Origin of the sequence: Duganella sp. Leaf126, assembly GCF_001423125.1 — a bacterium.
Lineage (GTDB): Bacteria > Pseudomonadota > Gammaproteobacteria > Burkholderiales > Burkholderiaceae_D > Rugamonas.
In genome coordinates this window covers 143,202-164,751 of record NZ_LMNW01000001.1, presented here as the reverse complement: position 1 = coordinate 164,751, position 21,550 = coordinate 143,202, and the positions used below count along the sequence as shown (strand labels likewise).

Below are 21,550 nucleotides of genomic sequence, written 5' to 3'. Positions count from 1 at the left end.
TGTCCCCGGCGGCGCGTTCCAAGTTCAAACGGAAATCAGACCGGGCAGGCCGCGCCCGAACGGATGTCGATCACCTTGATCTTGCCGTCGATGATGTCCTTGCGCGCGCCCAGCACGCGCTTTTCGATCTCCGGCGTGATCAGCTTGCGGTTGTTGGCGTCCAGCGCCCAGTCGACGCCGCCTTCCTTGAGGCCCTTGGCGGTCACGCCGGCCTTCCAGGTGCCGTTTTTGACCTGGGTGAAGGCATCGTAGACGGCATTGTCCACGCGCTTGACCATCGAGGTGAGGATGGCGCCCGGGTACAGCGCATTCTGGTTCGAATCGACGCCGATCGCCAGCTTGCCCTTTTCCTTGGCCGTCTGCAGCGTGCCCATGCCCGAACCGCCGGCCACGGCAAACACCACGTCCACGCCGCGGTCGAACTGCGAGCGCGCCAGCTCGCCGCCCTTGGCCGGATCGTTCCAGGCGGCGGCCGTGGTGCCGACCATGTTGGAGACCACGTCAACCTTCGGGCTGACCGACTTGGCGCCTTGCGCATAGCCGCACGCGAAGGTGCGGATCAGCGGGATGTCGATGCCGCCGATGAAGCCGAGCTTTTTCGACTTCGAGGCCATGGCGCCGGCCACGCCGACCAGGTACGAGCCTTCTTCTTCCTTGAACGTGATCGAATTGACGTTGGCGCCTTGCGCCACACCGTCGATCAGCACGAAATGCACTTTCGGGAATTCCTTGGCGACCTTTTGCACGGCAGCCTGCTGGGCGAAGCCGATCGAGGCGATCAGGTCGAGGTTCTTGCGGGCCAGGCCGCGCAGCACCTGTTCGGCCTGGGTGTCGCTGGACGCTTGCACCTCGATGAAATTGATCCCGGTTTCCTGCTTGAAGCGCGAGGCGCCTTCGAATGCGGACTGGTTGAACGATTTGTCGAACTTGCCGCCGGCGTCATACACGACGGCCAGTTTTGGGGCCGCTGCGGACGCGCTGGCAGCGACCAACATGGCTGCAACCGTCAAACTAAATTGTTTAAGTTTCATGAATAGGCTCCTGGAAGAACGATATTGTATATTTTTATTGGTCCAAACATCTAATTTGCCGGTGATTTCTCACGTCAATTGCCTTATTTTTAAGCAATTCGCGCCATTTACGGCCCCACGCGCGCCGCCGTCGCCAGCCGCTTCGTGTGTCGCACCGCAGCAACATTGCTAGCCGAATAAAATATTTTTCTGTTGTTGCGTTTCCGTCCGCATGCGGCCCTGCCGGGCCAGGCGCCGGCGTTGCTTGCCTGGTCGATGTTGCGCGCCGTTCAGCGCTTTTCCCTCTGCAATGCAGCAAATAGGCCGCTCGCGACTATTTTTTAAGCAGCCTGAAACTATGCACCACGACGATTTGGACGACAAATTCGTTTTTTGTTTGCCATTTAGACGAATTGGCTATTAATCAAGCCAGGGTTTTTGCCTGTTTGCGGCGGTTTTTCCCCGTGCTAGCATCGCACACAGCGTTTTCAACATAACCATATAAACAATTTACGGGAGTAGTCTTCATGAGCAAACATCGTACCGGTGTCGCAGTGCGATCCCTGATCGCCGTGGCGGTCGCCAGCGCCTTTCCGCTGAGCCACGCGTTCGCTGCGGAGGCGCCGGCGGCAGAACAGGCCGACGCGCCTGCTGCCGATCCCGCCGCCACGCCTGCGCCGCGCAACCAGCTCGAGACCGTGATCGTCACCGCCCAGCGCCGCGCCGAGAACATCCGCGACGTGCCGATGTCGATCGCCACCGTCAAGGGCGACAAGCTCGATGTGCTCACGTCCGGCGCTGCCGACATCCGCTTCCTGTCCGGCCGTTCGCCGTCGGTCAGCATCGAGTCGGACTTCGGCCGCACCTTCCCGCGTTTTTATATCCGCGGTCTCGGCAACACCGACTTCGACCTCAATGCTTCGCAGCCGGTTGGCCTGGTGATGGACGACATCGTGATGGAAAACCCGATGCTCAAGGGCTTCCCCGTGTTCGACGTCGACCAGGTCGAAGTGCTGCGCGGCCCGCAGGGCACGCTGTTCGGCCGCAACTCGCCGGCCGGCGTGATCAAGTTCGATTCGGCCAAGCCGGTCTTCAAGCAGGAAGGCTATCTGCAGCTGGGCATCGGCAGTTTCTCGGCCAAGACCGTGGAAGGCATGTTCAACGTGCCGGTCAGCGACACCGTGGCGCTGCGCTTCGCGGGCACCAGCCAGCACCGCGACAACCGCGTCCACAATACCAACCCGACGCCCGACAAAGGCACGCAGGACTTCGAAGGCTACGGCGACCAGGCATTCCGCCTGCAGGCGCTGGTGCAGCCGAACAAGGACTTCTCGGCCCTGTTCAACGTCCACGCCCGCAACTACCACGGCAATGCCGCGCTGTTCCGCGCCAATATCATCAAGAAGGGTACCAACGACCTGGTGGACGGCTTCGACTACGGCTCCTACCCCAGCGACGGCATCAACAAGCAGGACCTGGAAACCAAGGGCGGCAGCATCCGCCTGAAGTACAACGCCGGCGACATCACGTTGCACTCGATCACCGGTTACGAAAAGCTCAAGTTCTACAGCCGCGCCGACGTCGATGGCGGTTATGGCGCTGCATCGGCGCCGCCGTCGGGTCCCGGCTTCATCCCGTTCCCGGTCGAAACGGCAGACGTGCTGCCGAAACACCACCAATTCACCCAGGAGTTCCGCGCCGAGTCGAACTACAGCGGCCCGCTGCAGTGGATCGGCGGCCTGTTCTACTTCGACGAGGACATCCAGATCGACAGCCTGAGCTTCAATACCTTCGCGGCCGGCAATCCGCAAAATGCGGCGTACGCGGTGCAGCACCAGAAGAGCAAGTCGTGGGCGACGTTCGGCTCGCTGAATTACACGGTGTCCGACAAGCTGAAAGTGCGCGGCGGCCTGCGCTACACGAGCGACAAGAAAGACTTTACGGCGATGCGCGTGGAACCGCCGGATACCTCCGGTCTGCTGCCGGTCAACAAAGACTCGCACAATGTCAGCTGGGACCTGAGCGGCACTTATGAACTGAGCAAGGCTACCAACCTGTTTGCCCGCGTGGCGACCGGCTACCGCGCGCCGTCGATCCAGGGTCGCCTCAACAGCCTGACCGATAAACCGTCGTCGGCCGATGCCGAACGCGCACTGTCGTACGAAGTGGGCGTCAAGCAGGACCTGTTCGAACGCCGCGCGCGCCTGAGCGCTTCCGTTTTCCAGTACCGGATGAAGGACAAGCAGCTGACCGCCGGCAGCGGTACCGTCAATATGAATCAGCTGATCAACGCCGACAAGGTGACCGGCCAGGGCGCAGAACTGGACTTCCAGGCCAACCTCAGCGACGAATTCAGCATGACGGCCGGCTACAGCTACAACGATACCAAGATCAAGGACAAGAACCTGTTCGTCCAATACTGCGGTAACGTGTTGAACAATCCGGCCAGCGGCTGCACGCCGACCAACGCGGCCGGTCCGTTTGCCGGCACCTCGTCGATCGACGGCAACCCGCTGCCGCGCGCACCGAAACACCAGCTGAACTTCACGCTCAAGTACAGCACCGAGATCGGCAACGGCGAGTTCTACGCGATGACCGACTGGGCCTACCGCACCAGCTACAACTTCTTCCTGTACGAAGCACCGGAGTACACGGCCAAGAAGCTGACCGAAGGCGGCGTGCGCGCAGCTTACAAGTGGCAGAACGGCAAGTACGAAGTGGCAGCCTTCGGCCGCAACATCACCAACCGCCAGGTCATCCTGGGCGCGATCGACTTCGACAACCTGACCGGCATCATGAACGAACCGCGCACCTGGGGCGGTACCTTCAAGGTCAATTTCTGATGTAACGTCGATCGGCAACCCCGCGCACTGCAAGGTGCGCGGGGTTTTTTATTTTAGGGAGCCTTCCTTGCATCACACCGTCAACCTGTGGCCGCTGCTGGGCGTGGCCGTGATCGTCGCGGGCTTCGTCCTGCGCGCCCATCCCGTGCTGGTGGTGGTGGCCACCTGCCTGGTGACCGGCCTGGCCGCCGCCATGGACGTGCCGACCCTGCTGGCCACCCTCGGCACGGCCTTCGTCAAGACGCGCAACCTGCCGCTGATCCTGCTGCTGCCGCTGGCGGCCATCGGCCTGCTCGAGCGCCATGGCCTGAAGGAGTACGCGCAGGCGACGATCGCGCGCATCCGGTCGGCCACCACCGGGCGCTTGCTGATCGTCTACCTGGCCATCCGCGAACTGAGCGCCGCCTTCGGCCTGACCAGCCTGGGCGGCCATCCGAACATGGTGCGCCCGCTGGTCGCGCCGATGGCAGAAGGGGCAGCCGAGGCGCGGTATCCGGCGCTTTCCGACGCGGTGCGCCACCGCATCCGCGCCATGGCTGCTGCAACCGACAACGTCGGCCTGTTTTTCGGCGAAGACGTGTTCGTGGCGTTCGGCGCCATCGTCCTGATGCAGACGTTCCTGCACGGGGAGGGAATCGACGTGGACCCGCTGCAGATCGCGCTGTGGGGCATCCCGACGGCGGTCACCGCCTTCATCATCCACGCCTGGCGCCTGCACCGCTTCGATGCCCGCATCGCGCGCACGCTGCGCACCCTGGACCAGGCCGCGCCATGATCGTCGCGCTCGACTTTTTCTACATCGTGGTGGGCCTGATGCTGCTGGCGATTGCCGGCATGACGCTGCGCGACCGCCACCACCCGAGGCGCTACAGCAGTGCCCTGTTCTGGGCGCTGTATGCGCTGCTCTACCTGGCCGGCGAGGCGCTGCCGCCGGTGGCGGCCGGTGTGCTAATGCTGGCGATGGCGCTGCTCGCCGGCTTGGGCGGGGTGACGGCGGGCCGCCATGGCGAACGCACGGCGCAGCAGCGCCAGGAGAGCGCCGCGCGGCTCCGGCACAAGCTGCTGCTGCCGGCGCTGGCCATGCCGCTGGTGACGATGCTTGGTTCCACCGTGCTCAAGGATGTGCAGTTCGACGGCCGCTTCCTGCTCGACCCGAAAAACCTGACGCTGGCAAGTCTGGGCTGCGGCGCCCTGATTGCCGTCGCCCTGGCCTGCGCGCTGACCCGCGCCACGCCGCTGCAGGCGCTGCGCGAGTCGCGCCGGCTGGTCGATCACCTGGGGTGGGCAGTGGTGCTGCCGCACATGCTGGCGGTCTTGGGACTGCTGTTTTCCGAGGCCGGCATGGGCAGGGCGGTGGCGTACGTGGTCACGTCCTATATCGACATGGATGTCAAGCTGGTGGCCGTGGCCGTGTACTGCCTGGGCATGGCGCTGTTTACCATCATCATGGGCAACGGCTTCGCGGCCTTTCCCGTGATTGCCGGCGGCGTCGGCGTGCCGGTGCTGGTCGGCGTCTACCACGCCAACCCGGCCGTAATGGCCGCCATCGGCATGTTCAGCGCCTACTGCGGCACGCTGCTGACGCCGATGGCGGCCAACTTCAACATCGTGCCGGCGGCCCTGCTGGCGCTGCCCGACAAGCACGCGGTGATCAAGGCACAGGTGGCCACTGCGGTGCCGGTCCTGCTGGTCAACATCGGCCTGCTGTACTGCCTGATGAATTTGTAACGGCCACGCCGGGCGGCGCCAATTCGGGTAGAGTAGCGTCCTGGTAGGAGGTAACGATTATGCCAATGAAGAAAATCATACTGTTGACGGGCTTCGAGCCGTTCAACCAGGAGACCATCAACCCCTCATGGGAAGCGGTACGGGCCTTGCGCGACTGGAGCGAAGGCGACTTCATCGTCCATGCGCGGCAGCTGCCCTGCGTGTTCGGCCGCGCCAACAAGGTGCTGCACCAGGCTGTCGAGGAACTGCAGCCGTGCGTGGTGATCGCCGTGGGCCAGGCCGGCGGGCGCGTGGACCTGTCGGTGGAACGCATCGCCATCAATATCGACGACGCGCCGATTGCCGACAACGTGCAGCGCCAGATCGTCGACCAGCCGGTGGTGTACGGCGCGCCGGCCGCCTACTTTTCCACCTTGCCGATCAAGGCCATCGTCCACGCGCTGCGCGAGGCCGGGCTGCCGGCGTCGGTGTCGCAAAGCGCCGGCACCTTCGTGTGCAACCATGTTTTCTATGGCCTGATGCACCAGGCGCGCGACTGGGGCACCACCATGCGTGCCGGCTTTATCCATATTCCGTACCTGCCGCAGCAGGCTGCCGCCCATCCCGGCACCGCCAGCATGAAGCTCGAAGACATGGTGGAAGGGTTGCGCATCGCGATCCGCACCACGCTCGCCCACACGGTCGATGTGCGCGAAGCCGGCGGCCTTACCCATTAGTTTTGCGGTTGGCGCCTAGTCCGCGCGGGCCGGCGGATTGAGGATATTGAGAAAGGCGCGCACCACCGGTGCGTCGTCCAGCGCGGTATAGGTGATATAGAGGTTGGCCGATGGCGGCTTGGTGCGGATCGGCACGAACACCACGCCGGGCCAGCCGATGCGGCTGGTGGTTTCGGGCAGCAGCGTCACGCCCAGGCCCGCGCCCACCATGGCCAGCAGGGTCTGCGGCTCGGTCGCCTCCTGGAAAATCGTCGGCTGGAAGCCGGCATCCACGCAGCACTGGATCAGGTAGCGCGGGAACGACGACTTGTCGAGCGCCAGCGTGAGCAGCGGTTCGCTGGCGATGTCGGTCAGTTCGATGGCGTCGGCCTTGGCCAGCGGGTGATGCTCGTTGACCGCCACGCACACGTTTTCCCTGAAACACAGCTCCTGGCGCAGGTGGTCCTGGCGCAGCACATCCTCGTCGATGCGCGGCTCGCGCCAGAAACCCACGTCTATCTGCTTGGCGCGCAGCGCCTCGTACTGCAGCGTGGGCCCCAATTCGTGGATGGTCCAGGTCACGCGCGGGAAGCTGGTCTGGAACTGCTCGAGCAGGCTGGGAATCGGACCCCACATGGCCGAACCGACGATGCCCACCCGCAGGCGGCCCACTTCGCCGCGATCGATCTGGCGGATGGTGTCGATGGTCATGCGCATGCGGCCGAGCAGGTCGGAGGCCTCGGCCATCAGCGCCTTGCCGGCCACCGTCAGTTCGAAGGTGCGCGTGGTGCGGGCGAACAGTTTCACACCGAGCTCGCTCTCGAGCTTCATGATCTGCTGGCTCAGCGGCGGCTGCGAGATATGCAGCCGCTCGGCGGCCCGGCTGAAGCTCTTTTCTTCTGCGACGGCGAGGAAGTACTTCAGTTGTTTCAGGTCGATGGACATGACCGGTAGTGTATCAGGCTCCCAGCATCGCCACCGCCAGTGCAGCGCCGCAGCGGGCGTTGTTTTTCACCAGCGCGATATTGGTGGCCAGGCTGCGGCCTTCGGTCAGCGCCTTGATGCGCGAGAGCAGGAACGGCGTGACGTTCTTGCCGGTCACACCCTGGGCATCGGCTTCGCCGAGCGCCTGCAGCGTGATGGCGTCGATTTCCGCTTTCGGCATGGCCTCGGCCGCCGGCACCGGGTTGCTGACCACCACGCCGCCCTTCAGACCCAGCGCCCACTTGGTGCGGATGAAGCCGGCCTGTTCGGCCGCAGTGTCGAGCTGGAAGTCGGCATTGAAACCGCTCTCGCGCGTGAAGAACGCCGGGAAGCCGCGCTGGCCCACGCTTACCACCGGCACGCCGTGGGTTTCCAGGTATTCGAGCGTCAGGCCGATATCGAGGATGGACTTGACGCCCGCGCACACCACGGCCACCGACGTCTGCGCCAGTTCCTGCAGATCGGCCGAGATGTCGAAGCTGGTTTCGGCGCCGCGGTGCACGCCGCCGATGCCGCCGGTGACGAATACGGAAATGCCGGCCAGCTCGGCGCAGATCATGGTGGCGGCCACGGTGGTCGCGCCGAGCTTCGACTGCGACAGCACGAACGGCAGGTCGCGGCGGCTGACCTTCATGGCGTCGGGCGAGGTGCCCAGCAGCTCCAGTTGATCGTCCGAGAGGCCGATGCAGATCTTGCCGCCGATGATGGCGATGGTGGCCGGCACGGCGCCGCCGTCGCGGATGATCTGTTCCACTTCGCGCGCCATCTGCACGTTTTGCGGGTAAGGCATGCCGTGCGAGATGATGGTCGATTCCAGCGCGACGATGGCTTTGCCGGCAGCGCGGGCGGCGGCGACTTCAGGGGAAAACTGCAGATACTGTTGCATGGTGTGTCCTTGGATGGTGTGGTGAGACGACAATCGGGAGTCAGGTAAGGGGGTACAGCGGCGCGGCCTGGTCGTGCGCCGCATCGGCAGCGGTAATGCGCGCAAGCAGGCCGGCGTCGAGCGCCGGCGCCACCGTGCTGGCGCTCTGCACGGTAACCGCTGCCAGCGCCAGGCCGCGCCGGCAGGCCAGGGTCAGGTCGGCGCTGTCGCTGTGGTGTTGCTGCTGGCGAGGTTGCTGACCCTGATTCTGAGCGGAGACGCGCTCGTGCACCAGCGACCAGCACACGGCGGCGGCAAAAGCGTCGCCGGCGCCGGTGACGTCCACCACCGGAACCTGGTGTGCGGCCAGCCACACCAGCTGGCCGGCCCCGGTGTGGAACACGCCCTGACTGCCGCAGGTGACCACGACATCGGCGGCGCCGCGCTGCTGCACGGCGCTGCAGGCGGTGCGCACGTCGGCCTCGGTGGGCAGGGGGCGACCGGCCAGGGTCTCGAGTTCGGCGCGATTGAGGATCAGCAGGCGCACGCCGCGCAGGTCGTCCGGCAGGCGCGCCATCTTGGGCTGCGAGACGGCCACGATCACCAGCGGCGCCCGGTCCGCCCGGGCGCTGGCGACCAGCGCGGCCACCGTGTCGACCGGCAGGTTCAGGTCGGCCACCGTGAGGGCAGCAGCGGCGCGCTGCGGCGCGCGGCTGGCGACGAAGGCGGGAGTGAGCTGGTCGTAGAGCGCCATGTCGGCCAGCGCCACGTGCAGCTCGCCCTCGGCGTCGAGGATGGCGGTGTAGGTGCCGCTGGCGGTGCCGGCCAGCGCCAGGCTGCCGCGCATGTCGATGCCGGCCGCCTGCGCGTGTTCCTGCAGGGCGCGCCCGGCGCCGTCGTCGCCGACGGCGGTCAGCAGCGCCACCGGGGTGTGCAGGCGCGCCAGGTTTTCGGCGATATTGCGCGCCACGCCGCCGTAGGTCTCCGACGCGGTGGCGGGATTCGACGTGCCAGCCTGCAGCGGGGCGACCGAGCGCAGCTTGCGGTCCACGTTGGCCGCGCCGATGCACACCACGGGGCGCAGCACGGCCGGCGCCGGCAACACGTAGGCGCGCCCGAGCAGGCGGCGTTCGCGGATCAGGCTGGCGATATGGCCGGCCACGGCGGAGCGCGACAGGCCCAGTTCGGCTGCCAGGTCTTGCTGCGAAATAAAGGGGTTAGCCTCGATCAGCTGGTACAGCTGCTCTTTGCGGGACGGTTCGTTCACGGTCGCTGAATTCATATAAACATTTGTCTGAAATCATAAACAAAGGTTTGTTTGCAGTCAACTGCTGCAGATGAACGGATGCTCATCCATCTATTTATACATCGGACATATAAATCGACAAGAAAAATGGTATTTGCCATACATATAGCGGATGAGGCATCATTACGTATCCCCATGCATTACCATGCTCGTCCAACGCCACCCGCGGGTGTCCTGTCCGAAGCACGCCCCAGAACAACAGAGGAATTCCATGCACAGCAACTCCCCATTCCAGGCCGCCGAGATCATCCGCGCCCGCATTCCAGCAGACTTCAAGCCACGCGTCGCCATGATCCTGGGCTCCGGCCTGGGCGTGCTGGCCGAGCAGATGACCGATGCGGTCACCATCAGTTTCAACGAGCTGCCGGGCTTCCCGATCAGCACCGTGCACGGCCACGCCGGCGAGCTGGTCGTGGGCACGCTGGCCGGTGTCCAGGTCGTGTGCATGAAGGGCCGCGGCCACGTGTACGAAGGCTATGGCCTGGGCGTGATGACCAGCGCCGTGCGCACCATGAAGCTGCTCGGCTGCGAAATGCTGTTCGTGACCAATGCCGCCGGTTCGCTGCGCACCGAAGTCGATGCCGGCTCGCTGGTGGCGCTGACCGACCATATCAACTACCTGCCGGGCACCCCGATGATGGGCCCCAACGACGAACGCTTCGGCCCACGCTTCTTCAGCATGGCCAACGCCTACGATGCCGACCTGCGCGCGCTGCTGCACACGTCGGCCAAGGAAAAGAATGTCACGCTGCACGAAGGCGTGTACATCGCCTACGCCGGCCCGAACTTCGAGACCCCGGCCGAAATCCGCGCCTTCAAGACGCTGGGCGCCGACGTGGTCGGCATGTCGGTCGTGCCGGAAGTGGTGTCGGCCCGCCATTGCGGCCTGAAAGTGGTGGGCGTGTCGGCCATCACCAACCTGGCCGAAGGCCTGTCGCCGTTCCCGCTGTCGCACGAGCAGACGCTGAAATACGCGGCCGTTGCCGCCACCTCGCTGATCGAGGTCATCCTGGCCTTCCTGGCCAACGTGGGCAAAACCCCGCAAGCCTGAGTCACTCCCGAAGGGCGGCTGGTCCGCCCTTTTTTGTTTTGAAGGAGCACACCATGAAACGCGCATTTATCCTCCTGCTCGATTCCTTCGGCATCGGCGCCACGCCGGACGCCCACAAGTACAACGATGTCGGCGTCAACACCTTCGGTCACATCGCCGACTGGGCCGCCAAGGCCGGCGCGCCGCTGCAGCTGCCGGTGATGGAAAAACTGGGGCTGGCTGCTGCCGCCCACGCCGCCAGTGGCGAATGGGCGCAGGGCTTCCACCAGCGCGACGGCTTTACCGCCGCCTACGGCGCCGCGCGCGAGCGCTCCACCGGCAAGGACACCCAGTCCGGCCACTGGGAGATCGCCGGTGTGCCGGTGGAATTTGACTGGGGATATTTCCCGAAGACGGTGCCGTCGTTCCCGGCGGAGCTCACCCAGAAGCTGCATGAACTGACCGGGGTGCCGGGCTTCCTCGGCGACTGCCATGCCTCGGGCACGGAAATCATCAACCTGCATGGCGATGAACACGTCGCCACCGGCAAACCGATCATCTACACCTCGGCCGACTCGGTGCTGCAGATCGCCGCGCACGAGGAGTCGTTCGGCCTCGAGCGCCTGTACGAAGTGTGCGAGATCGCCTTCAAGCTGGTCGAGCCGTACAACATCGGCCGCGTGATCGCGCGCCCGTTCACGGGCGCCAACGGCAAGTACACGCGCACCACCAACCGCCACGACTACGCGGTGGCGCCGCCGGCGCCCACGCTGCTCGACCACGTGAAGAACGATGGCGGCGAGGTCATCGCGCTGGGCAAGATCAGCGACATCTTCGCCACCCAGGGCGTCTCGCGCGTGGTCAAGGGCAAGGACAATATGGCGCTGTTCGACGCGCTGCTCAAGGTGCAGGACGAAGCCGGCGACAAGTCGCTCACCTTCGTCAACTTCGTCGACTTCGACCAGGCGTTCGGCCACCGCCGCGACGTCACCGGCTACGCCAACGCGCTGCATGAGATGGATGGCCGCCTGTCCGAGTTCGTCGCCCGCATGCAGGAGGGCGACGTGGCCGTGATCACCGCCGACCATGGCTGCGACCCGACCTGGCCCGGCTCCGACCACACGCGCGAGCACATCCCGATGATCTTCTTCGGCCCGGGCGTCAAGCCGCAGCAGTTGCCGGTCTCGGAATCGTTCTCCGACATCGGCCAGACCCTGGCGCACCACCTGGGCGTGCCACCACTTTCCAACGGAAGCAACCTGTTATGACCATCGACGCACATCTCGCGGACTTCAAACGCAACGCAGCGGTCCCGCTGGACCTGGGCTGGATCAACCACATCCACGTCAACAAGAGCGCGGCCGACCGCCGCGCCGCCAGCCTGGCCAACCGCCGCACCGTCAAGAAGGAATACCAGGCCGCCTGGCTGGTCAAGGCCATCGGCCTGATCGACCTGACCACGCTGTCCGGCGACGACACGCCGGGCCGCGTCGAGCGCCTGTGCCGCAAGGCCATGCGGCCGCTGCGCGCCGACCTGGTCGAGGCGCTGGGCCTCACCGGTCATCCACTGACCACCGGCGCCGTGTGCGTGTACCACGAAATGATCAAGCCGGCCGTCGACGTGCTGCAGGGCCGCCTGCCGATCGCCGCCGTATCCACCGGTTTCCCGGCCGGTCTGACCAGCATGGAAACCAAGGTGCGCGAGATCGAACTGTCGGTCGCTGCAGGCGCGACCGAGATCGACATCGTGATCACGCGCCAGCACGTACTGACCGGTAACTGGCAGGCGCTGTACGACGAAATGCTGGCCTACCGCCAGGCGTGCGGCGACGCCCACGTGAAGGCGATTCTCGCCACCGGCGAGCTGGTGACGCTGGAAAACGTGGCCAAGGCGTCGTGGGTGTGCATGATGGCCGGCGCGGACTTCATCAAGACGTCCACCGGCAAGGAGCCGGTCAACGCCACCATTCCGGTCTCGCTGACCATGGTGCGCGCGATTCGCGACTACCACGAGCAGACCGGCTTCAAGATCGGCTACAAGCCGGCCGGCGGCGTGGGCACGGCCAAGGCGGCGCTGCAGTATCTGACGCTGATGAAGGAAGAACTGGGCAACGAGTGGCTGCAGCCGCACCTGTTCCGCATCGGCGCATCGAGCCTGCTGACCGACATCGAACGCCAGCTCGAGCACTACGTGACCGGCAGTTATTCTGCTGCACATCGCCACGCACAACCATAATTTCGGACACGTCATGCCATCAATCAAAGAGATCCTCAACACCATGGAATACGGCCCCGCACCCGAAAGCCAGAAAGAAGCGCAAGCGTGGCTCGAGCAGCATGGCCGCACCTTCGGCCTGTTCATCGACAACGCCTGGACCGACGCGGGCGCCTTGTTCGCCTCCACCAACCCGGCCGATGGCGCCAAGCTGGCCGACCTGACCCAGGCTACCGGCGACGATGTCGATCGCGCCGTGGCCGCCGCCCGCCGCGCCCAGCCGGGCTGGCAGGCTCTGGGTGGCCATGGCCGCGCCAAGGTGCTGTATGCGCTGGCGCGCCTGTTGCAAAAGCACGCACGCCTGTTCGCGGTGCTCGAAACGCTGGACAACGGCAAGACCATCCGCGAGACGCGCGATGTCGATCTGCCGCTGGCCGCCCGCCATTTCTATTACCACGCCGGCTGGGCGCAGCTGCAGGCCGAAGAATTCGCCGACTACCGCGCGGTGGGCGTAGTGGGCCAGATCGTGCCGTGGAATTTCCCGCTCCTGATGCTGTCGTGGAAAATCGCGCCGGCGCTGGCTGCCGGTAACACGGTGGTGTTCAAGCCGGCCGAATTCACCTCGCTGACCGCCATGCTGTTTGCCGACATCTGCGTGCAGGCCGGTGTGCCGGCCGGCGTGGTCAACATCGTCACCGGCGACGGCGCCGTGGGGGAGGCCATCGTCAACCACGCCGGCATCGACAAGCTGGCCTTCACCGGTTCCACCGAGGTGGGCCGCCAGATCCGCATCGCCACCGCCGGCAGCGGCAAGAAGCTGTCGCTGGAGCTGGGCGGCAAGTCGCCGTTCATCGTCTTCGAAGACGCCGACCTCGACGCAGCCGTGGAAGGCCTGGTCGATTCGATCTGGTTCAACCAGGGGCAGGTCTGCTGCGCCGGTTCGCGCCTGCTGGTGCAGGAATCGGTCGAAGCGAAATTCCTGGCCAAGCTGCGCGCGCGCATGGACAAGCTGACGCTCGGCGCGCCGCTGGAAAAATCGATCGACGTCGGCGCCCTGGTCGATCCGGTCCAGCAGCAGCGCATTGCTGCGCTGGTGGACTCGGCCCGCGCGGAAGGCTGCACCGTGTATCAGCCGGCGTGCGAGCTGCCCGCTGCCGGCGCCTGGTTCCCGCCCACGCTGATCACCGGCGCCTCGACCTCGGCCGCCGTGGCGCAAGCCGAAATCTTCGGACCGGTGCTGGTGGCGATGAGCTTCCGCACGCCGCCCGAGGCGGTGCAGCTGGCCAACAACACGGTCTATGGCCTGGCCGCCTGCGTGTGGACCGAGAACATCTCGCTGGCGCTGGACGTGGCGCCGCAGATCAAGGCAGGCGTGGTGTGGATCAACACCGCCAACCAGTTCGACGCCGCCTGCGGCTTCGGCGGCTACCGCGAGTCCGGCTTCGGCCGCGAAGGCGGGCGCGAAGGCATGTACGAATACCTGACCGCGCTGGCCGACGATGCGCGTCCGGCTGCACCGGTGGCTGCGGTGCAGGCCACTTCCAGGGCCGCAGCGCCGGCAGCCGGCGGCGCGTTCGCCATCGACCGCACCGCCAAGATGTACATCGGCGGCAAGCAGGCCCGTCCTGACGGCGCCTACAGCCGCGCCGTGCACGGCGCCGACGGCGCCTTCCTGGCCGAAGTGGGCGAGGGCAGCCGCAAGGATATCCGCAACGCGGTGGAAGCGGCCCACAAGGCCGGCAGCTGGTCCAAGGCGACCGCCCATAACCGCGCGCAGGTGCTGTACTACATCGCCGAAAACCTGGCCGCGCGCGGTGCGGAATTTGCCGCCCGCCTCAGCGCCATGACCGGCGCCGCCAGCGCCAGCGCAGAGCGGGAAGTGCAGGCCTCGATCGAGCGCCTGTTCTACTACGCGGCGTACGCCGACAAGTACGACGGCCTGGCGCACCAGCCGCCGATGCACGGCGTGACCGTGGCGCTGAACGAACCGGTCGGCGTGATCGGCATCGTCTGCCCGAACGAGGCGCCGCTGCTCGGCCTGATCTCGCTGGTGGCGCCGGCCATCGCGCTGGGCAACCGCGTGGTGGTGGTGCCGTCCGAGGCGCATCCGCTGTCGGCCACCGATCTGTACCAGGTATTCGATACGTCGGACCTGCCCGGCGGCGTGGTCAACATCGTCACCGGCAGCGCCGACGAGCTGGCGCGCACGCTGGCGACCCACAGCGACATCGACGCCGTCTGGCGCCACGACGGTTCGGCCGAAGGCTGCGCCGAAGTCGAGCGCCTGTCGGCCGGTTCGCTCAAGCGCACCTGGGTGGGCGGCGCACGGGGCCGCGACTGGTACAGCACGGCGCAAGCCGGCGGCCGCGCCGTGCTGGCGCATGCGTCGCAGGTCAAGAACGTCTGGATTCCTTACGGCGTTTAAACCGTCATCCGCGCGCAACCACGTGCAACGTCATCCCCGCGAAGGCGGGGATCCAATGTGGCGCGCGACAACGTACATTCACTGGATTCCCGCCTGCGCGGGAATGACGGGATTTTGGGCCGGCGCTTCTCCTGAAGCTGCTGGCCCCTCGCATTTTCAACACCAATATTATCAAGCGGAGAATCGCATGTTTTTACCTCAAGAGATCATACGCAAGAAGCGTGACGGCGGCGTGCTGTCGGCCGAGGAGATCCGCTTCTTCGTCGGCGGCATCACCACCAAGCGCATTACCGAAGGCCAGATCGCCGCGCTGGCGATGGCCGTGTATTTCAACGACATGACCATGGACGAACGCGTGGCCTTTACGCTGGCCATGCGCGACTCCGGCGAAGTGCTGGACTGGCGCTCGCTCGACCTGCCCGGCCCCGTGGTGGATAAGCACTCGACCGGCGGCGTCGGCGACGTGGTGTCGCTGCTGCTCGGGCCCATGGTGGCCGCCTGCGGCGGCTTCGTGCCGATGATTTCGGGCCGTGGCCTCGGTCACACCGGCGGCACGCTCGACAAGTTCGATTCGATTCCCGGCTACAGCACGGTGCCCGACAATGCCCTGTTCCGCAAGGTGGTCAAGGAAGTGGGCGTGGCCATCATCGGCCAGACGGCGTCGCTGGCGCCGTCCGACAAGATTTTCTACGGCGTGCGCGACGTCACCGCCACCGTGGAATCGGTGGCCATGATCACCGGTTCCATCCTGTCGAAGAAACTGTCGGCGGGACTCGATGCGCTGGTGATGGACGTCAAAGCCGGCACCGGCGCCTTCATGCCCACCTACGAAAAATCGGTGGAGCTGGCCGAGAGCATCGTCAAGGTCGGCAATGGCGCCGGCATGACCACGTCCGCCATCCTGACCGACATGAACGAGTCGCTGGCGCCGTATGCCGGCAACGCGATCGAGGTACGTGGCGCAATCGACTACCTGACCGGCAAATCGCGTCCGGCGCGCCTGCACGACGTGACGATGGCGCTGTGCGCCGAGATGCTGGTGCTGGGCAAGCTGGCAGCGAGCGAAGACGACGCGCGCGCCCGGCTGCAGGCAGCGCTCGACAGTGGCGAGGCAGCCGAACGCTTCGCGCGCATGGTGGTGGCGCTGGGCGGCCCGGCCGACCTGATGGAGCAGCCGGACAAGTACCTGGAACGCTCGCCGGTGATCGTGCCGGCGCCGGCCCTCTCGTCCGGGTATGCCACCGCCACCAACTGCCGCGAGATCGGCCTGGCCGTGGTGTCGCTGGGCGGCGGCCGCCGCCGCGCCGCCGATCCGATCGACTTCGCGGTCGGCCTTACCGCGCTGGTGTCGCTGGGCGACCCGGTAGCCGCCGGCCAGCCACTGGCCATGGTGCACGCGCGCACCGAGGAAGCGGCCGAGCAGGCCGTACGCGAAATCCAGGCCGCGTACCGGATCAGCGAGACCCCGGCTGCCGCCAATCCGGTTGTGTACCGCACGATCCGCCCGTAAATTTAGCGCAAAACGCAGACGCCAGACGCCAGACGCCAACCGCCAACCGCCAATCCGTCATTCCCGCGAATGCGGGAATGACGGGATATAAGACAACGTACAAATTCCCGCCTGCGCGGGATTGACGGGATATATGACAACATATGAATTCCCGCCTGCGCAGGAATGACGCCCCAGAGAACAACGACATGAACAAACAACAACTGATCGCCGAAGCCGCCGTCGCGCGCCAAAAGGCTTATACCCCTTACTCGAACTTCAAGGTGGGCGCGGCGCTGCTGACCCGTGACGGCAAGGTGTTCCACGGCTGTAACGTGGAAAACGCTTCCTACGGCTTGTGCAACTGCGCCGAGCGCACCGCCTTCTTCAGCGCTTTTGCCCACGGCTACCAGCCCGGCGACTTTACCCAGCTGGTCGTGATCGGCGAAACCGAGGGACCGATCGCGCCGTGCGGCGCCTGCCGCCAGGTGATCCTAGAACTGGGCGGCGACGATCTGCCGGTGCTGCTCACCAATCTCAAGGGCGATATCCTCGAGACCACGGCCGCCGAGCAGCTGCCCAACGGCTTCGGTCGCGCCGACCTGAAGAAGTAAGTTCTTGGTCTTCAAGAAGACGATCGACGTCCAGGCCGCCGTTGCCATCGCTGCCAGCGAGGCGATTGCGGCCAAGACGCAGGGCACGTTTGGCGTGGGCGGCCTGATGCTCGACCAGCACGGCACTGTGCTCAAGTCGCTGCACAACAACGTGGTGCGCCACGGCCTGGTGTTCGATCCCACCGCGCACGGCGAGCGCCAGCTGATCGACTGGTACTACGCCGAGCGCGCGCGGGGCCGGGTGCTGCCGCCGCCCGAGGACATCACCATCGTCACCACGCTCGACCCGTGCTGCATGTGCAGCGGCGCGGTCCTGGCCGGTGGCTTCAACGTGGTGGCGGCTGCGCCCGATCGCATCGCCGGCATCAACTACGACCAGCACGCCCGCTTCGGCGCGCTGTCGTCCGGCTTGCGTGAACAGGCGCAGCGCAGCTTCAGTTACCCGGCGGTGCTGGGCAGCTCGCTGTATGCGCGCGCCGGTGCCGGCGCCGCGCCGCGTTCCTTTTTCATCGGCAAGACCATCGCGGAAGCCACCCAGGCGCTGTGCGCGCTGGCCTTCGAAGCCACGGCACGCGAGGTGGTGGCGCTGTTCGGTGCGGACTGTCCGCGCGCGCAGTTGCGCGACCCGGCCACGCTGGCGCCCGATCACCGCATCGTGCGCGCCCTCAAGCAGCTGTATCCCGATGCGCTGGCCTACCGCTGCGCACCGCACGCGCCGGACGCGGGCCTGGCGCCGTTTCTGCGACAGGCCATGGCGCGCGACGAAGCAGCGGAGGACGAACCGGAGCAGGCGGTGGCATTGCTCGACGCCTTCGGCAACCTGCTGCTGTGCATGTCCGGCAAGCGCGCGCAGTCTGCGATCCGCACCGCGTTCATGGAAATCACGCGCGCCTATGCGCAGCTGCGCTACAAGCTGATGGATGGCGCCACAGCCGACGAGCAGGAGGCTGTGCGGCGCTACCTCGGCCATCCGCGCGAGGGCACGTTCGTGTTCGCCTGTGGTCCGGACCATGGGGCGGCGAGTTTCATGGACCTGGGCGCCTGGGCCTCGACCATGGAAGGCCCGCTGCCGGCGCATAACCGGCGCCAGTTCCAGTACGTGACGCCGCGCATCACCGCCGCAGAGCTTGACGCCATGTGCGCGGCCATGCCGCCGTTGTACCGCGACGTGATACAGGTCCAGCCGGTCCAGGTGAACGACCGGGCGCTGGTGGTTGCGCTGTCCGGACCGCCATGACTGCCTGCGTCATTGCTGCGGGTCGTAGGTGCCGACGCTCCAGATATGGCCTTCCGGATCGCGGCAGGTAAAGCCGCGGCCACCGTAGTCTTCATCCTTGATATCGAGCACAATGTCGGCGCCGGCTTCGAGCACCCGGCCATACACGTGGTCGGCATCGTTGACCACCAGGTAGGTGCTTTGGGTAACGAAGTGTCCCACTTCGGCCGGCTGCTTCATCAGGCGGCCGAACTCGGTGTCGAAGACCGAACTGAGCATGATCACGCCGTTGCCGAAGACCAGCTGGGCGTGGGCGATGGTGCCGTCGTCGTTGGGCACTACCAGTTGCGCTTCGAAGCCGAAGGTGTCGCCCAGCCATTTGATGGCAGCCGGCGCATCGCGGTAACGCATGCAGGGCACGACGTTGCACAAGGTTTGCTTGGGGATGCTGGTCATGGCGGCTCCTGGGCGAAAAGTGAAATTGTTACGATCATCGACGCGCCGATAAGTTCAAACGATATCACTGTTCGCCTGATGCGCCTCAATGATAGCGGCCACGCCGGCCCTCGCAGGCAGCCATCACCAGCTTGAACACGAGGAAGATGGCAAACAGCGTCAGCGCCAGCGGCAGGATGCTGATGATGAAGGCCAGCACCACCGCGCAGCCGAGCAGGGCGGGCCAGGACAAGCGCCGGATGGTGCGGGCGCCAAAGCGCAGGGCCTGCGCGAACGCGCTGACGATTTCATCGACGACGTTGCCGGTGCGGTGGAAAAAGTTGCTCATGCTGCTCTCCTTGGTGGGGTGACGATGGTCTCACTGTAGCGATACTGCCGGAGAAAGGCAGGCGGTTTCCGATCAACTGCGGTTTCGACGGGGCCAGCGGCACCGGCGTGCGACAGAACGCGCTTTTCCTTGAATGAAAGAACGTGCACGACCATTGAGTGTTACAAAATAAAAATATTTGAAATGCAATCCTAGTGGTATAATCGCAATTATTGTTGTGGTTCTGAAATTTGCTTGAGCAGAATCACGGCCCCTACTCATTTTTAAGGATAAGTCTCCATGATGGTTCGTACCTGTGTTGCCGTTGCCGCTACCACCCTGATCGCAGGCGTTGCACACGCCGCACCACTGACGGCCGATCAGATGCTCAAGCAGTTCAACGTGGTCGTCAACGGCAGCATGACGTCGACCTCGCACGTCGATGGCCGCACCTATGTCGGCGGTGACCTGTCGGGCGGCGACTACGTGCAGCACCTGGCGCAGACCCCGAAATCGGCCTATGCCGGCCTGACCGTCCGCGGCAACGCCAGCGGCAACCTGCACGTCAATGGCCTGGGCGCAGTCGTCGGTGGCAACGCCAACGGCATCATCGTCAACAACGGTTCGACCTACATCGGCGGCAATGCCTCGTCGTCGAACTTCAATGGCGACGCCTGGGTGCAGGGTACTGCCAGCAGCGTGAACTTCAACGGCAAGCAGCACGCCGGCAGCTACAGCAATGTCAACAACATCAACAATAACAAGCTGACTGCGAAAACTGCGGTGATGAACAGCACGCTGGCAGCATCGACCACCACCAGCTTCACCAACGTGATGAACAACATGAGCACCAAGCTGTCGGCGCTCAAGGGCACTGCCGGCAGCGCGGTGAACTTTTCGAACAACGACCACCAGGTGACCTTCAGCGGCAAGGGCGATGCCCACGGCGTGCTGGTGTTCGACCTGACCGCGCTCGACAGCAAAATCTTCTCGACCAATACCACCGACATTTCGTTCAACCTGACCAACGCCAGCACGGTGATCTTCAACACCGACAACAAGTCGCTGTCGCTGACCGCCAACTTCAACCAGGCGCAGGCGCTGGGCAGCTCGCTGATCTGGAACTTCGCCGGCGCCAGCAGCGTGACCGTGAACCGCACCTTCGGCGGCCAGGTCCTGGTAGCCGACGGCACGTTCAGCAACCAGGGCGGCGCCAATATCGAAGGCGGCGTCTATGCCAAGTCGTTCATCCAGAACGGCGAAGTGCACCTGCAGCAGTTCAGCGGCAGCCTGGCCACGGCCGTGCCGGAAGCGGAGACGTCTGCGATGATGCTGGCTGGGTTGGGTTTGCTCGCCTTCGTCGCCCGCCGCCGCAAGAGCGCCTGACAAGCCGTTCATGGCGGCGTTGCAGCGCCTTGCCGTGCTAGCGCACTGTCTGCGGCGCTGCGCCTTGCCCTGAACGGTTGTCAGGCGCTCTTGGTAGGCGCCTGACAAGCCGTTCAGGGTGGCGTTGCAGCGCCTTGCCGTACTGTCGCACTGTCTGCGGCGCTGCGCCTTGCCCTGAACGGTTGTCAGGCGCTCTTGAGTGCGCCTGACCTGGCCTCCATGGCGGCGTTGCAGCGCCTYGCCGTRCTGCGMACTGTCTGCGGCGCTGCGCCTTGCCCTGACAAGCTGTTCGGGGCGTTCCTGGTGTTCTAGGGTGGGTTGAGCACAGGCAGGCTGACTGCCGCCAGCACCATGTCCACGATCAGCCGTTCGGCGTCGTCGAAATCCTTCTTGCTTAACTGTTTGCGGTTCAGGACCAGCGCCATCTGCGGGGCGAAGTCTGCGTAGGACTGGGTCATGGCCCAGATGGCGAACAGCAGGTGGGTGGCGTTGACCGGTGCGATCCGGCCGGCTGCGATCCATTGTTCGAACACCGCGATGTCCTTGCGCAGCAGCGGCACCACGCGGCGCCGGATCTGCGCTCCGTACAGCTGGGCGCCGCCGATCACTTCCATCGCATACACGCGCGAGGCCCACGGCTGTTCGCGCGAAAATTTCAGCTTGGCCTGCACATAGGCGCGCAACACCGATTGCGGCGACTGCGCGACCGCTGCCAGGCTTTCCATCCGGTCCAGCCAGTCGTCGAGCACGTCGTCGAGCACCCGTTCGTACAGCAGCTGCTTGGTGGCGAAGTAGTACATCAGGTTTTGCTTGGACAGCCCGGCGCGGTCGGCAATGGTGGCGATCGACGCGCCCTCGTAGCCGCTCTCGGCGAATACGCGCACGGCGGCGGTCACGATCTCGGCTTCGAGCTTGTCGCGGTTGAGCAGGCGGCGCTTGATGCGCGGGGCTTGCGGTTTGACGGTGTTCATCGGCAGCGCT

General features: G+C 65.3%; 19 protein-coding genes. 12 read left to right on the top strand and 7 right to left on the bottom strand.

Annotated features, from left to right (window positions below):
* Positions 1-35: 35 nt before the first annotated feature.
* Positions 36-1,031, bottom strand: coding sequence for a BMP family protein (locus ASF61_RS00590; protein WP_056150063.1), 996 nt, complete (start codon positions 1,029-1,031; stop codon positions 36-38).
* Positions 1,032-1,537: 506 nt separating this feature from the next.
* Here ASF61_RS00590 and ASF61_RS00585 point away from each other — a divergent pair.
* The 4 genes from ASF61_RS00585 (at position 1,538) to pcp (ending at position 6,297) form a co-directional block, all read left to right on the top strand.
* Positions 1,538-3,853 carry a TonB-dependent receptor gene (locus tag ASF61_RS00585; protein WP_056150061.1) on the top strand — a complete coding sequence of 772 codons (2,316 nt, stop codon included), beginning with the start codon at positions 1,538-1,540 and terminating at the stop codon, positions 3,851-3,853.
* 67 nt (positions 3,854-3,920) lie between these two features.
* Positions 3,921-4,628: a DUF969 domain-containing protein gene (locus ASF61_RS00580; protein WP_056150058.1), complete on the top strand. Its 708-nt coding sequence runs from the start codon at positions 3,921-3,923 to the stop codon at positions 4,626-4,628.
* Entirely contained in the window at positions 4,625-5,581 is a 957-nt protein-coding gene (locus tag ASF61_RS00575; protein ID WP_056150056.1) for a DUF979 domain-containing protein, read from the top strand. Before ASF61_RS00580 ends, ASF61_RS00575 begins: the two co-directional genes overlap by 4 nt.
* A 65-nt stretch (positions 5,582-5,646) precedes the next feature.
* Complete coding sequence (gene pcp, locus ASF61_RS00570) at positions 5,647-6,297, top strand: pyroglutamyl-peptidase I (RefSeq protein WP_156369417.1); 651 nt, start codon at positions 5,647-5,649, stop codon at positions 6,295-6,297.
* Between the two features lie 15 nt (positions 6,298-6,312).
* Here the strand turns inward: pcp and ASF61_RS00565 are convergent, their stop codons facing one another.
* Genes ASF61_RS00565 through ASF61_RS00555 form a run of 3 tightly spaced genes read right to left on the bottom strand, consistent with a single transcriptional unit; the run spans position 6,313 to position 9,392 of the window.
* Positions 6,313-7,221 (bottom strand): LysR family transcriptional regulator, encoded by a 909-nt coding sequence (locus ASF61_RS00565; RefSeq protein WP_056150047.1) that lies wholly within the window; start codon positions 7,219-7,221, stop codon positions 6,313-6,315.
* Positions 7,222-7,234: 13 nt separating this feature from the next.
* Positions 7,235-8,146 (bottom strand): pseudouridine-5'-phosphate glycosidase, encoded by a 912-nt coding sequence (locus ASF61_RS00560; protein ID WP_056150041.1) that lies wholly within the window; start codon positions 8,144-8,146, stop codon positions 7,235-7,237.
* 40 nt (positions 8,147-8,186) lie between these two features.
* Positions 8,187-9,392, bottom strand: a complete 1,206-nt coding sequence (locus tag ASF61_RS00555; RefSeq protein WP_056151163.1) for a carbohydrate kinase — start codon at positions 9,390-9,392, stop codon at positions 8,187-8,189.
* Positions 9,393-9,642: 250 nt separating this feature from the next.
* On the opposite strand from ASF61_RS00555, the gene xapA reads away from it, so the two are divergent.
* The 7 genes from xapA to ASF61_RS00520 all read left to right on the top strand — a co-directional run bounded on the left by xapA (position 9,643) and on the right by ASF61_RS00520 (position 18,441).
* Positions 9,643-10,482, top strand: coding sequence for a xanthosine phosphorylase (xapA, locus tag ASF61_RS00550; protein ID WP_056150037.1), 840 nt, complete (start codon positions 9,643-9,645; stop codon positions 10,480-10,482).
* 53 nt (positions 10,483-10,535) lie between these two features.
* Positions 10,536-11,729, top strand: a complete 1,194-nt coding sequence (locus tag ASF61_RS00545) for a phosphopentomutase (protein ID WP_056150035.1) — start codon at positions 10,536-10,538, stop codon at positions 11,727-11,729.
* Complete coding sequence (deoC, locus tag ASF61_RS00540) at positions 11,726-12,697, top strand: deoxyribose-phosphate aldolase (RefSeq protein WP_056150032.1); 972 nt, start codon at positions 11,726-11,728, stop codon at positions 12,695-12,697. Before ASF61_RS00545 ends, deoC begins: the two co-directional genes overlap by 4 nt.
* Before the next feature lie 13 nt (positions 12,698-12,710).
* On the top strand, positions 12,711-15,101 hold the full coding sequence (locus ASF61_RS00535) for an aldehyde dehydrogenase family protein (protein ID WP_373994514.1): 2,391 nt from the start codon (positions 12,711-12,713) through the stop codon (positions 15,099-15,101).
* Positions 15,102-15,288: 187 nt separating this feature from the next.
* Entirely contained in the window at positions 15,289-16,611 is a 1,323-nt protein-coding gene (gene deoA, locus ASF61_RS00530) for a thymidine phosphorylase (RefSeq protein ID WP_056150028.1), read from the top strand.
* Positions 16,612-16,754: 143 nt separating this feature from the next.
* On the top strand, positions 16,755-17,204 hold the full coding sequence (locus ASF61_RS00525) for a cytidine deaminase (protein WP_162241962.1): 450 nt from the start codon (positions 16,755-16,757) through the stop codon (positions 17,202-17,204).
* A gap of 4 nt (positions 17,205-17,208) precedes the next feature.
* A complete protein-coding gene (locus tag ASF61_RS00520) occupies positions 17,209-18,441 on the top strand; it encodes a hypothetical protein (protein WP_056150022.1) in 1,233 nt (410 codons plus the stop codon).
* 9 nt (positions 18,442-18,450) lie between these two features.
* Here ASF61_RS00520 and ASF61_RS00515 read toward each other — a convergent pair whose 3' ends face one another.
* Both ASF61_RS00515 and ASF61_RS00510 read right to left on the bottom strand, forming a co-directional pair.
* A complete protein-coding gene (locus ASF61_RS00515; protein WP_056150018.1) occupies positions 18,451-18,876 on the bottom strand; it encodes a VOC family protein in 426 nt (141 codons plus the stop codon).
* A gap of 85 nt (positions 18,877-18,961) precedes the next feature.
* A complete protein-coding gene (locus ASF61_RS00510) occupies positions 18,962-19,204 on the bottom strand; it encodes a hypothetical protein (protein WP_056150013.1) in 243 nt (80 codons plus the stop codon).
* A 279-nt stretch (positions 19,205-19,483) separates the two neighbouring features.
* Between ASF61_RS00510 and ASF61_RS00505 the strand changes: the two genes are divergently transcribed.
* On the top strand, positions 19,484-20,569 hold the full coding sequence (locus ASF61_RS00505; protein WP_229205663.1) for a collagen-binding domain-containing protein: 1,086 nt from the start codon (positions 19,484-19,486) through the stop codon (positions 20,567-20,569).
* 308 nt (positions 20,570-20,877) lie between these two features.
* Here ASF61_RS00505 and ASF61_RS00500 read toward each other — a convergent pair whose 3' ends face one another.
* Positions 20,878-21,540 carry a TetR/AcrR family transcriptional regulator gene (locus ASF61_RS00500; protein ID WP_056150007.1) on the bottom strand — a complete coding sequence of 221 codons (663 nt, stop codon included), beginning with the start codon at positions 21,538-21,540 and terminating at the stop codon, positions 20,878-20,880.
* Between the last annotated feature and the right edge of the window lie 10 nt (positions 21,541-21,550).